We start from the raw sequence: 11768 nt of genomic DNA, 5'->3' as shown, positions 1-11768 counted from the left end.
CTTTTATTACTTAAGGGGGAACAAGAGAATGAAAAAGTATGACGCATTTCCAGAGCCAATTGGCGGCTATACTGTCGGCCGAACCCAGATGGATTTTGAGTACACGGCATCAGATCATGCAAAAAGAGAACTGACGGCGTTTGTGTACTATCCGTCCGACAGCAGCGAAGGGAAGACTGCATCAGCGTACATGTTTCCTGAAGTCTGTGAAATGCTTGATGAGCAGCCGCTTCTCACTGCGTTGAAGGATGCTTACTCTCTAGATATCAAGACCCAATGTTACGACGGCCTTGCTCTCTCCGGGATGGAAAAACGCTATCCGGTGTTATTTTATGTTTGCGGCGGGGGCGGTTCTCCAGAATGGGGTACAGTGATCTGTACAGACTTGGCAAGCATGGGATATGTTGTGGTAAGCATCGGCCATCAGAATAGCACGATGTATAAGCGTAAAGATGGGCGCCTGTTTAATATATCAAAGGATTTTTCGGATGTTATTATGGCGTTTTCTGAAGATCCGGAGATGATGGCCTTGGCTGGTAAGATGGAGATGCGTCCTGACGACGAAACTGCCATTGAGATGTGCCGAAACGTGCTTACACTGCCGATACTTGACAAGTTAACAGAGTATAGTGAATTACAGGAAGAAGATGTAAGGTATGTAGCCGATTATCTTGTCAAAATGGACTCTGGAGAGCTGAATTCCATCTTTAAGGGCAGATTGTTGCTTGACATCGGTATGGGCATAGTCGGACATTCTTATGGAGGGGCTACGACGGCGATTGTTTGCCGGGACGACGACCGGTTCGCCTGCGGGATTGGCTTGGATAGCGGAGCGTTCGGCCTTCAGGGCAGCGACCTTAAGAAACCCTTTTTGCTGCTGTTTTCTGAACCGAACTATAACATGAATGCGATCATTGGCGCTAACAATAGCATGGATACCTATTATTTCTCTGTTGATCGTGCTGCGCATTTAGATTACTGCGACATCGTGTTTACCAGTGTGAATGAGGAACTTAGAGGCGAACGGGATGCCATGGAGATGCGAAATCTTGTTACAGACTATACGAAGAACTTTTTTGATCATTATATACTGCAGAAGGCTGCAAGTGTGGAAAGTCTGGCATACGATGGCGTGGACTTGATCAAGAAGACCAGCAATATGAATCCACTTTTATATTCTCTTCACAATTTTTAGTTTACATAATATATATTCTAGGAAGTTAAATCTTTAATGGAAATTCTGTCTCGTTATCTTAAGTATACTTAGTTGATGAGACAGAATTAAAAAAATAGGATGTATTACGATTTGTATTTATTTCTTACTGCTTTACATAGCATCGATCTTTATAAATTGTTTCACACTTTACTTCTTCCACATCAACTTTGCCATCGGATAATCTTGTGTAAACATAAACCCATTTTTCATTTCCGTTTTTAATAAACATGTCGAATTTAAAAGCGTCAGTATATTTGTCCATGACCCAGATCAATCCCGGAAGAGTTTCTGCTTTTGCTGGCGACACAGAAACCAATAATGCTCCAGCAATTACAGCCGCACCGGCTATTTTTTTAATTTTACTTTTTAACATTAATATTGCCCCCTTGTGATTTATTGCCTGCTGCTTTCTCACTTAGCAGGTAATCTGATTTTACCATCTTGTACAAAGGGAATTTGTCATATTTTGTAGGTCAGATACTTATTTTCACTAAAAATACATATATTGTCATGAATTTTATCCGAATAAGATCTCTTCTTTTTTGAAAGCGTACACAAAAATAAAATCATGTCTGGTAATACTCCGACGATTTTTTCGCATCGGCTCCTCACATATGAGCTGAGCAAGTATGACAGCCGCCAGCCCGAGCACTGCCGCGAAATAAAATCCGGCCCTGAGCCCCAGCCAATCGTTAAAAAATCCCTCGACCAAAGGTCCTCCGAAAATACCGAGTGCATAAAGCGCCTGGTACGCCCCCATCGATGTTGCTCTCATGTCTGCCGGAACAGACTCAATCGACATTCCAAGCAGCAAAGGAAAGATAATGTGAGTGAAAAACCTATTAAAATCTGAACCACATAAAGCGCCATCGGGCTGATGGTAAAAGGAATGATAAAAATAAAAACGGCTGCGAGTAAATAAAACAGCTTTAATGTTACCCAGTTTCCGCACCTGCGAACTAACGTTCCTATCACTAGCGGAGCCAGTGCGTGGGGAGTCATAAACGAAAAGACAACAAGCTGATTTCTTTCTCACTGACACCTATACGCAGCGCATATGCCGTTGTGAAGCCAAATGCCTTCACCATACCGCTCAATGTAACAGGTATCTTTGCGGTCGTTTTCATTTCGCGAATCATGAAAGACAGGCAAAGACTGGCAAGACCGAGGCTGCGTCCTATCCTCATTCACTGACAACATAACCGCTCATGTCATCCCGGACAGCTGAGCTAACACGAGAATAAATGAGATCCAGCGCATGACTCCTTTCGTGTCATCCGCCGCAAAATAGCTCGCAAATAAAATGGTGAATATAACCCATGTAGATGAGAAAAATCCGCCTGATGATCAGACGGCTCTGCAGCTTGTTACTTGCTTCGGTTACCTGCGGAAGCATGAATGATCCGATAATGCACAGTTAAAAATTTCAGTCCAAACAGCCACATATGATGAACGGCCTTCAGGCTTGTTTCGCTCTGGGCTGAAATAAGAAATGTCTCTGCCAGCGGAAGATGACACGCCCCCCATTTCGTCTGCAGATAAATCCCTTCATCACCCGCTCCGCTTTTTCGCCGTCTGCTTGTCAAAACAAGATTCTGCTTACGCGCATAAGGTTTTAAAATGCCCGTCATTTGGCCGTACGGCAGCGGAAGAGAGATATTCATGTATCCTTCCCCTTTTGACCTGTACGCTGAATACAGCGCAGTAAAAACGGTTTCCTGCTTTTCATTTGTTCTGATCCACGCACGGACATTTTTTCTGCCATCTTTGTCAGAGTCAACTCCTATAATATCACTGTGCATGATATACCAATCCGGATTCATGGACAGGTGAATCTGCCCCGCTCTTCTGCTGAACGGCTCGTACATGCGCGCGAACGGACGAAACCATCTGCTCCACGTCACTTTTGCCATGATGTCATAATCAATTGTCTCTTCATAAAAGGAAATAACGGCCGGCGCCAGTTTTTCAGTTGAAAAGTCTTCAGAATGCAGTTCTCTCAGCTGATCCAGAAGGCCGGTATAATGGATGTCATTTGCTGCATGAATATCAGTCAAAAATTCTTTGCCTATCGTTCTCTTCCCGTAAATACGGCTGAACGTTCTTTCACTGCCCTCATCAAACGGTCTCGGATTTTCCAACCTCCACCCCGCCAAAGCCGGCAGGATAACGCCGAATGCATTGACGGCCCCGTGAATCCAAATCATCTGGCTGATCGTGAGCGTTGCCTCCTCGCGGTAGACACCGTACGAATATATCAAAGAAAAAGCAATTGTGATCATTAACACAGCCGAAGAACTCCTGATCAAGACCCTTCCTGTTTTCGTAACAAACGGCCCCGTAAAGACGAGATATGCATTTACATACAGACCCGCCAGATACAGAGCGACAGCAATCACATCAAGTGTCTTTGAAAATGTAATCCCCAAGGCAATAAGGATCGGCGAAATCAAAATAATGACCGTGCTCCACTGGTAAAGTTCGCGTTTCTCCCGTATGATCCTGCCGAGCAATCCGTTAAAGATCGGAATGAGGAAAGCGGAATAGTGAAAGTGCACCGCCGTCAGCAGAACGATAAGCGGGCCGAAATTCATGACGGGAATCTCAAGGACATATGCGAAGAACCAGAATCCGCCCCCGGCCAAATAAATGAAACCCGCCATAACAGATATCTCTTCTGTTCTGTGAATATTTGTTTTCGTCAGCCGCCGGACAGCATACAGTGCCAGCCCAAACGTATAAATGAGCCACACAGCAGCAAAAAAACTGAAGTCTGTGACAAGCGCAAGCACCGCACATAAAGCGGCAACAGGATAACTCCGTAATAACACATTCTCTAAGGTCTTTGACGGCCGAAAAGCAAAATCGAATACAGCGGGAACGAAAAAAAGTACGGAAAATAAAACAAACGTCTCAGCAGCTGATATATGCGGAGCTTCAGCTGCCGCAAATCCCAAAAAGCAAATCACGCATACCATGAGATGACGCTTCAGCATGTTTCTCCCTCTGTTTCCCGGAAAGTCCCCTGGTAAGAGAAAAGCGTGCCGAGTATCCGGTTTTTCACATGAACCTTTATGCTGAAGCAATTCATTTCTTCATCATAAGCCTCATAAACGGTTGAACTGCCGCACATCCATGCCGGAAGCGGGATTTTCTTTCCGCCTATCAGGAGCCACTGCCTTCCGGATGTAATAACAAGCCCTCCGCCTGAAGACGCTTCTAAATGCAGTTCAGACAGTAGGATGCGGGGTTTTCCGAAGTAATCAAGAATTCTGTTTTCCCGCTCATCATATTCCATGACTGCATCAAAAAAACGCGTTTTGCTTTTAAAGAAAAAGGTACGATTCCATTCCACGCCACTTTGCCTGTTTTTGTTTTCGATAGTGAAAGGGATATCGTTTCCCCTCTCTGAGAAAAAACATCTGAAAAAAACACCTGTCTTTAAAAGCATTCTGACAAGAAAAGAACCTCCCTTTATTTCTGACATAACGCCTTCTCCGCAAAACCTGCGTGATCCGTCAAATCTGTACCGTTTCTGCAGCATCGGGTGCAGTGATTGATAATGAGTAATCGCTTTTTCATACATTGAATCCGTCATTTCACTTCTCTCTTTCGTTTTGTATGCCAGGCGCTCGGCAGCTTGAGCTTAAGAATCATGCCGGCTATTGTAAGTACTCCTAATGAGATCAAGAATCCGCCGCCGGAATATAACAGTGCCGTTACACAAAAGAAGACTGACTGCCCGGCGTGAATCAGCCACTTTCTCCGCATGGGAAGCAGCCATAAGACCCCTAACCCTGTCTCCAGCACTCCCCTCACGATCTCTGCATCGGCACAGCCATCATGAAAGCCTTGAAAAAACCAATACAGACTGAATACGAGACACATAAAGACATAGACAAATCCGAAACGGACTGATATCTTCGGATGTCTGTTTTGTTCTATCCAAAGCCGCAACGCATCAAAACTCCATGCGGTAGCCCAGCTTAGCAGAGGACGAAATAAAAACCGGTCTATCCAACTTCCCGGCAGACTGCGGGCCGTTTCATATTGATATTGAGTCAAAAATGCGGTTTGTCCATTATCCCGCTCTATATACTTCCAGTAGCCCCTGCCTTCTTTTATAAGTGACAGCGGATGATCAGAGGCAAAAGCGAGCGAAGACACTCTTTCTGACGAGCGAGGCCTTATGTCACCTATTGATTCGCCCGTGCCGGATACCTTCAGCCCAAAACCGATTCGTGTTTCATATAGAAATCTCTGCGGTTCATCTGGCAGCCTATGAAGATATGTAATGTCAGAAAAACGCAGATCCCATTCCTTATGAAGATGCGGGTTTTGCGTATATTCCCAAAGCGTTTCTATATCAGATGCAATATTGATTTCGACATATATCGTCTTCTGTTTCATGCTCCCTCCTCTTCCCTTCTTTTGTAAACAATTCCTATATTATCATAGGAACAGATCAAGCGGCAGAACGAAAAGGCCATCCCGTTATCGGCAGGACAGCCTCAGTGACTTTGATGACTTATGAATAAGGTATCGTGTCTATTTTATCTTCAGAAGCGGGTTGAATGATAATCGGACGCACGAAACGGATTACCGCAGCCGAGGCCAAAACGGCTAATCCGCCTGCAAGCAAAAACGCCCCCGAGAATGATCCGCTTTTGTCCGCGATAAAGCCGGTTAAAGCAGGCCCGATAATACCGGCCGTGTTTGCAAGAAAATGCATAAAGCCGCCGACTGACCCGACATTCCTTTGATCAACCACATCATGAATCACCGCCCAATAGATAGAGCCCGTTATATATAAAAAGAAAACTGATAAAGCAACGAGAATAACGGCACTTACGGTAGTGGTAACAAGTCCGGCAAATCCGATCAGTACAGCGGAAGCGAACAGACAAGTGACAAGAATGACTTTCCGTGAGAACAAAACCCCTTTTCCGGCGGTTTTTTTGAATACATAATCAGAAATCATTCCGCCTGCCGCCAAACCGATAAATCCAAGAATCCAAGGAATAACAGTCACCACGCTCATAAATTCAACACTTAAACCGCGTTCTTTCACCAGATAGCTCGGAAACCATGTTAAGAAGAAAAATAAGATGTAATTGTAGGCGAAAAAGGCAAAAGCCGTGAAGAGAACCGTTTTTTGTTTCAAATAAAAGGTCATCGGGATATGCTGCTCATGCGATTGAATCGCTGCTTTCATTGCCGGGGCGTCTTCCGTCGGGGCCGGCCGTTCTTTGACAAATTTAAACCAGATGACCGCCCAGATTAAACCGATGATCATGATCAGGACAAAGGAAACCTTCCAGCTGAACGCCACAGCAATCATCCCGACAATCGGGCCGGAGATCGCTCCACCGAGCGGCGTTCCGCTGTTTGTCAGGCCGATGACCGTGGCGCGCTGAGACGGAGGAAACCAATTGTTGACCATTTTGCTTATGGCAGCCGACAGCGGCCCCTCCCCCATACCGAATAAAACACGGATAATCAAAAGACTTACAAATCCGAAAGCAAGCGCAACCGCTCCGCTGAAAAGAGACCAAACGATCATCGCCGTACACAATGTCAATTTAGCCCCGTACCGGTCAGATGCAACACCGCCAAGGAAGTTAAACACAGCGTATCCGACAGAAAAACTGCTGAAAATCAGCCCCATTTGGGTTGCCGACAATGTGAGATCCTGCTGTATGAACGGCGCTGCAATAGACAGCGCTGAGCGGTCTAAATAGTTAATCACCCCGGCTGAAAATAAAAGAAGAATAATAGGGAATCTATCCTTTGAGAACATAAAATCCCCCTCTCATCATTTCATAACATTCAGACATTTGAATTGCCGGAGTAAACCGGTTTATGCAATGAAACCGGTTATCCGGATTGCCTTGCGAGCAGCGCCGGTTTATAGCGGTGAATCCGTTTTTCACCGCTATCTTTTTCTTGTATCTGGCGAAGAAGAATGCTTCCCGCTTTTCGCGCCATTTCTGCCGCAGGCTGAACGATCGTCGTAATCGGAGGAGTAAAAAAACCCGCAAAAGGAACTTCATCAATCCCGATGACGGCAGCCTTATCCGGAATTGTCATATCATGCTCCTTCATATACTTCAGCACCTCAACAAGAACGATATCGTTTGCCGCCAATATCGCTTTTGGAGGCTCCTCAAGTGAGAACAGCTCTGACAAAACATTGGAAATATCAGCTGCATCGGCTGTTTTGATATATTCGTTCCGCACCATCATTCCGTGGCGGTCAAGCGCCTTCTTATACCCTTCAATCCTTTCTACCCTCGGACTGATTTCCCGTATAATGGACGTCGTAATAATCGCGATTCTCTTTATGCCGCTCTCGATAAACCGGTCAACGGCAAGACCGGCTGCATGATGATTATCAAGCATCACTGTCGGAATCCCGAGTTCTTCAATGGTTCTGTCCATAAACACGACCGGAAACGTATCGCGTTTCATCTTTTCATATAAAGAGAGATTTTCGCCCGTCGGAAAAATAATAATTCCGTCTACCTGCTTGGCCCTGAGCATTTCAATATATTTCTTTTCTTTTTCCGGTTCATCATCCGCATTGCAGACAATAATATGAAATCCTTGTTCATGAAAATAGTCTTCCACCGCCCTGATGACCTGAGTGGAAAAGGTGTGAAGAATATTAGCCACCACCACACCTACCGTAAATGTTGATTTCTGTTTTAAGCTGCGGGCGACAAAATTCGGCTGATAGTTCAGCTCTTGAATGGCCGCTTCTATTTTTTGTTTCGTTTTCTCGCTCATATAATCATAGCGCTGATTTAAAAATTGAGATACGGTGCTTTTAGATACGTTTGCATATTTCGCCACATCAGAAATTGTAATGGTTTTCATAGACTCATCCCCGTCTGTCTTCATTTTTCACTAGTATAAGTCAGAAGTAAATCGTTTACAATCTGACAGGGACAGGGATTCTGTCACACTCCCGAATAAGCCATAAAACCTCCGTCGACGGGAACGGTGACCCCGGTGATAAAGCCTGAGCATGAATCATCCGAAAGCCACAGGAGCGTTCCCAGAAGGTCTTCCGGTTTCCCGAAACGTTTCATCGGTGTATGTGCCATAATCTTATTGGATCGGTCTGTCAGACTTCCATCTTCCTGTAATAACAACTCACGGTTTTGCGCAGTCAAAAAGAAACCCGGAGCGATGGCATTCACCCGCAGCCCTTTTTTTGCGAAATGAACAGCCATCCACATCGTAAAATTCTGAACCGCCGCCTTAGCCGCGCTGTAGGCAGGCACCTTTGTCATCGGTGTATACGCGCTCATAGAAGAAATATTAATAATCGCGGGACATTCCGCCTTCAAAAGGTCTTTTCCAAACACTTGCGATGCCAGAAATGCACCGGTAAAGTTGCTTGAAAATACGCTGGAAAACCCCGTTTCGTCCATATCAAAAAATGATGTGCCCTGCTCATCCTCTTCATACGTCTCACTGGCAGTGATCGCATCCGGGTGGTTTCCCCCGGCTCCGTTTATTAAAAGATTGACAGAACCGAACCGGCTGATAATCTCGTCTTTTGCCTTTTCAAGCGAATCACGGGCTGAAACATCAGCCGGTACAGAAACCGCGGTTCCTCCAGCGTCAGCAATCTCGCCCGCCGCACGCTCTGCTTTATCAGCATTCCGGCTGACGATCGCAATTTTCATCCCCTGCCGTGAAAGCTCCTTTGCCATTGCTGAACAGAGAACACCGCTCCCGCCTGTTATGACAGCGGTTCTTCCTGATAAACGTTCATGAATCGGTCTCATCTCTTCACCCCTTTCTCATGAGACGAGAACGCATCCCACAGTCCGTTCAAGTACATAATTCCTAAGGCACGATCATATAAACCATAACCCGGCCGGCATTGTTCGCCCCAGATATGACGGCCGTGATCAGGCCGTACATATCCTTTGTAGCCTTGGCCGTGCAATTCTTTTACCACACTGGTAACATCAATGGACCCATCACTGGTAAGATGCGAAGTTTCCGTAAAATCACCGTTATCGCAGATTTTCACATTTCGTATATGGGCAAACGGCGCAGCTCCCGCATAGCGTTTGGCGATCTTTACCATATCATTGGCGGGATCCGCTCCCATCGAACCCGTGCACAACGTAATACAGTTGGCGGGTGAATCTGAAATCTCTCGCAGCTTTTCATAACTTTTCTCACCGGTGATAATACGGGGCAGGCCAAAAATTGACCAGGGCGGATCATCCGGATGAATGGCCATTTGAATGCCGTGTTCCTCCGCTACAGGAAGGATTTCATGTAAAAAGAATTCTAGATTGGCCCAAAGCTGTTTTTCACCGACCGTTTGATAGGCCTCAAACAGTTCCTTGATCCGGGCCATTTTCTCCGGCTCCCACCCGGGAAGCGTCAAATCAGAAGATTTCTCAACCGTGCGGATCAGTTCCGCCGGAGGCAGACTTTCCACTTTCGCTTTTTCAAAAAACAAAGCGGTTGACCCATCCTCCAGCGCGCGGAACATATCGGTACGCGTCCAGTCAAATATCGGCATGAAATTGTAACAGATGACTTTCACGCCGAATTCGGAAAGATTGCGAATGGTCTGTTTATAGTGCTCAATATATTGTCCGCGTTCTTCATGACCGAGTTTAATGGCTTCATGAACATTCACGCTTTCCACGACCTCTGCATGAAACCCATAGGATTGAATGAATCTGACTTCCGCTTCAATGTCCTCCTTTTCCCATACTTCGCCCGCGGGCTTCTGGTGAAGAGCCCAGACGATGCCTTTGACCCCGGGAATTTGTCTGACATGTTCAAGAGTCACCGTATCATTACCTTGGCCATACCAGCGAAACGTGATATTCATGTTACACCCCCGTATATTCGTTTTTTCGGCAGACGTATTCTTTGCTGAGGGATACGGCAGCTTCATAGCCGCCCTTTTGATATGCTTTTATCAAGTCACTTCCCACTCCGACCGCGACCGCTCCGGCAGAAAGCCAGTCATTCATGCTGTTTAATGAGATACCCCCGGTCGGCATAATGCGGACATTCGGCAGAGGGCCGTTGACCGACTTGATAAATGAGGGATTAAACGAATTAGCGGGGAACAGCTTTACCACATCACATCCGGCTTCGAGCGCCAAAGCCATATCAGACACGCTCATGCATCCCGGCAGATACGGTACGCTGTACTGGTTGCATAGAGATGCTATCTCTTTTACAAAATGAGAGCTGACGATAAATGAGGCGCCTGATAAAATGGCGTGTCTCGCCGTTTCTGTATCCATTACAGAACCGGCTCCAAGAAGAATATCTTGATGCCGGAGTTCCTTAAAGACATCTTCCACTTCAGGAGTTGTGTATGTAAGCTCAATGGCGCTGATGCCTCCTGAAATGGCCGCTTTTGAAACTTCAAGCGCCTCTTGGCTGTTTTGTCCCCTTATGACAGCCACCACTTGTGCATGCAGAAGTTTTTCGTAAATGGCGTACTTAGGCAGCATTCTCGCTCCTCCTTTAATCAAACGTAATGATTGCTTTTCCCACCTTGTCCGGGTGCTGTTCGATCAACTGAAATGCTTGATGGACGTCATCTGCTGAAAATGTATGTGTAATAAGACCGCCGTGCGTTAACAGGCCTTTATTCAGTAAGTCTGTAATGTACGGGAACTGATTCGTCTGCAATCTTGAACCGGTGATCGTGACTTCCTTTTTTGTGATCGGAAGCTGAGAAATGCCGGCAGTCCTCTCATCAAAACCTAGCACAACCACATGACCGGCCGGAGACACCGCGTCAATTGACGTTTCAAACGTTGAGGGGAGACAGACAGCATCAATGACGACATTGGCGCCTTCGTTTTTTGTCCATTCGTTCACCCGCAAAACGGGATCTTCTTTTTGTGCGTTGACAGTAACGTCCGCACCGTTTTTTTCAGCGAATGCTAAGCGTTCATCATTCAAGTCGGTTATCATGACGGAAGCGCCTTTGAACTTTGCCATTTTTAATATGCAGATTCCGATTGGCCCCGCTCCTTGAATCAAAACGGTATCTTCCTTCTCGACGCTGCCTCTCCAAACAGCCTGGGCGCCGATCGTATATGGTTCTGCCATGACCGCTTCCTCCCAGGGCAGATCGGGCGAAACAGCATGCAGCTGCTTTTCCGGAAGCACGATATATTCCCGCATCCCGCCATCTTCATGAACGCCGAACACCGAAAGCGCTTTGCAGACGTTTGGACGTCCTTTCCGGCAGGCATAGCATGTTCCGCAATAAGATATCGGTTCAATCACTACCCGGTCACCCGGCTTGAAACGCCGGACATGAGAACCGGTCTTTGCGACTTCCCCTGTGACTTCATGTCCGATTACTCTCGGCAGGGACGCTAACGGATTTGTCCCATGATAAATATGCAAATCTGATCCGCAAATTCCGACCCGCTTCACCTTGACAAGAACATCATCCGCGTGGACAACTGACGGTTTCTCACATTCCGTCACCATCAGATCAAATGCTTTCCGTACTTGAACCGCTTTCATTTTTTCACCC

13 protein-coding genes are annotated in these 11768 nt (G+C 46.2%); 2 read left to right on the top strand and 11 right to left on the bottom strand.

Annotated elements, in window-relative coordinates; translation table 11 throughout:
* Positions 1–28 precede the first annotated feature (28 nt).
* Positions 29–1195 carry an alpha/beta hydrolase gene (locus BXO87_RS05510; protein WP_046702320.1) on the top strand — a complete coding sequence of 389 codons (1167 nt, stop codon included), beginning with the start codon at positions 29–31 and terminating at the stop codon, positions 1193–1195.
* 124 nt (positions 1196–1319) lie between these two features.
* On the opposite strand, the gene BXO87_RS05505 is transcribed toward BXO87_RS05510, so the two are convergent.
* Positions 1320–1589: a hypothetical protein gene (locus BXO87_RS05505; RefSeq protein ID WP_014418037.1), complete on the bottom strand. Its 270-nt coding sequence runs from the start codon at positions 1587–1589 to the stop codon at positions 1320–1322.
* Between the two features lie 144 nt (positions 1590–1733).
* Positions 1734–2018, bottom strand: coding sequence for an MFS transporter (locus BXO87_RS05500; RefSeq protein WP_087920768.1), 285 nt, complete (start codon positions 2016–2018; stop codon positions 1734–1736).
* A 188-nt stretch (positions 2019–2206) separates the two neighbouring features.
* On the opposite strand from BXO87_RS05500, the gene BXO87_RS20695 reads away from it, so the two are divergent.
* On the top strand, positions 2207–2410 hold the full coding sequence (locus BXO87_RS20695) for a hypothetical protein (RefSeq protein ID WP_161941451.1): 204 nt from the start codon (positions 2207–2209) through the stop codon (positions 2408–2410).
* 173 nt (positions 2411–2583) lie between these two features.
* On the opposite strand, the gene BXO87_RS05490 is transcribed toward BXO87_RS20695, so the two are convergent.
* From BXO87_RS05490 to BXO87_RS05450, 9 genes are all read right to left on the bottom strand, one after another.
* A complete protein-coding gene (locus BXO87_RS05490; RefSeq protein ID WP_038458160.1) occupies positions 2584–4212 on the bottom strand; it encodes a YndJ family protein in 1629 nt (542 codons plus the stop codon).
* Entirely contained in the window at positions 4206–4814 is a 609-nt protein-coding gene (locus BXO87_RS05485) for a DUF4166 domain-containing protein (protein ID WP_038458157.1), read from the bottom strand. Before BXO87_RS05485 ends, BXO87_RS05490 begins: the two co-directional genes overlap by 7 nt.
* Positions 4811–5626, bottom strand: a complete 816-nt coding sequence (locus BXO87_RS05480) for a hypothetical protein (protein ID WP_038458154.1) — start codon at positions 5624–5626, stop codon at positions 4811–4813. The genes BXO87_RS05485 and BXO87_RS05480 overlap by 4 nt, the downstream gene beginning before the upstream one ends.
* 118 nt (positions 5627–5744) lie before the next feature.
* Positions 5745–7016 carry an MFS transporter gene (locus tag BXO87_RS05475; RefSeq protein WP_038458151.1) on the bottom strand — a complete coding sequence of 424 codons (1272 nt, stop codon included), beginning with the start codon at positions 7014–7016 and terminating at the stop codon, positions 5745–5747.
* A gap of 77 nt (positions 7017–7093) precedes the next feature.
* Positions 7094–8095: a substrate-binding domain-containing protein gene (locus BXO87_RS05470; RefSeq protein WP_038458149.1), complete on the bottom strand. Its 1002-nt coding sequence runs from the start codon at positions 8093–8095 to the stop codon at positions 7094–7096.
* 83 nt (positions 8096–8178) lie between these two features.
* Positions 8179–9015, bottom strand: coding sequence for an SDR family oxidoreductase (locus BXO87_RS05465; RefSeq protein ID WP_076851244.1), 837 nt, complete (start codon positions 9013–9015; stop codon positions 8179–8181).
* Complete coding sequence (gene uxuA, locus BXO87_RS05460) at positions 9012–10088, bottom strand: mannonate dehydratase (RefSeq protein ID WP_076851243.1); 1077 nt, start codon at positions 10086–10088, stop codon at positions 9012–9014. The genes BXO87_RS05465 and uxuA overlap by 4 nt, the downstream gene beginning before the upstream one ends.
* Position 10089: 1 nt before the next feature.
* Complete coding sequence (locus BXO87_RS05455; RefSeq protein ID WP_076851242.1) at positions 10090–10725, bottom strand: bifunctional 2-keto-4-hydroxyglutarate aldolase/2-keto-3-deoxy-6-phosphogluconate aldolase; 636 nt, start codon at positions 10723–10725, stop codon at positions 10090–10092.
* A 13-nt stretch (positions 10726–10738) separates the two neighbouring features.
* Positions 10739–11758: a zinc-binding alcohol dehydrogenase family protein gene (locus BXO87_RS05450; RefSeq protein ID WP_076851241.1), complete on the bottom strand. Its 1020-nt coding sequence runs from the start codon at positions 11756–11758 to the stop codon at positions 10739–10741.
* Positions 11759–11768 lie beyond the last annotated feature (10 nt).

The sequence above is a fragment of the Bacillus sp. GZB genome (assembly GCF_001975995.1).
GTDB classification, from domain to species: Bacteria; Bacillota; Bacilli; order Bacillales; family Bacillaceae; genus Bacillus; species Bacillus velezensis.
The sequence above is the reverse complement of the archived record's forward strand: the minus strand, read 5'-3'. Positions and strand labels throughout refer to the sequence as shown.

What these genes read in the sequence shown, in the direction of transcription:
- BXO87_RS05510 (WP_046702320.1), top strand. Translation starts at nt 29, where the DNA reads ATGAAAAAGTATGACGCATTTCCAGAGCCAATTGGCGGCTATACTGTC.
- BXO87_RS05505 (WP_014418037.1), bottom strand. Translation starts at nt 1,589, where the DNA reads ATGTTAAAAAGTAAAATTAAAAAAATAGCCGGTGCGGCTGTAATTGCT.
- BXO87_RS05500 (WP_087920768.1), bottom strand. Translation starts at nt 2,018, where the DNA reads ATGTCGATTGAGTCTGTTCCGGCAGACATGAGAGCAACATCGATGGGG.
- BXO87_RS05490 (WP_038458160.1), bottom strand. Translation starts at nt 4,212, where the DNA reads ATGCTGAAGCGTCATCTCATGGTATGCGTGATTTGCTTTTTGGGATTT.
- BXO87_RS05485 (WP_038458157.1), bottom strand. Translation starts at nt 4,814, where the DNA reads ATGACGGATTCAATGTATGAAAAAGCGATTACTCATTATCAATCACTG.
- BXO87_RS05480 (WP_038458154.1), bottom strand. Translation starts at nt 5,626, where the DNA reads ATGAAACAGAAGACGATATATGTCGAAATCAATATTGCATCTGATATA.
- BXO87_RS05475 (WP_038458151.1), bottom strand. Translation starts at nt 7,016, where the DNA reads ATGTTCTCAAAGGATAGATTCCCTATTATTCTTCTTTTATTTTCAGCC.
- BXO87_RS05470 (WP_038458149.1), bottom strand. Translation starts at nt 8,095, where the DNA reads ATGAAAACCATTACAATTTCTGATGTGGCGAAATATGCAAACGTATCT.
- BXO87_RS05465 (WP_076851244.1), bottom strand. Translation starts at nt 9,015, where the DNA reads ATGAGACCGATTCATGAACGTTTATCAGGAAGAACCGCTGTCATAACA.
- uxuA (WP_076851243.1), bottom strand. Translation starts at nt 10,088, where the DNA reads ATGAATATCACGTTTCGCTGGTATGGCCAAGGTAATGATACGGTGACT.
- BXO87_RS05455 (WP_076851242.1), bottom strand. Translation starts at nt 10,725, where the DNA reads ATGCTGCCTAAGTACGCCATTTACGAAAAACTTCTGCATGCACAAGTG.
- BXO87_RS05450 (WP_076851241.1), bottom strand. Translation starts at nt 11,758, where the DNA reads ATGAAAGCGGTTCAAGTACGGAAAGCATTTGATCTGATGGTGACGGAA.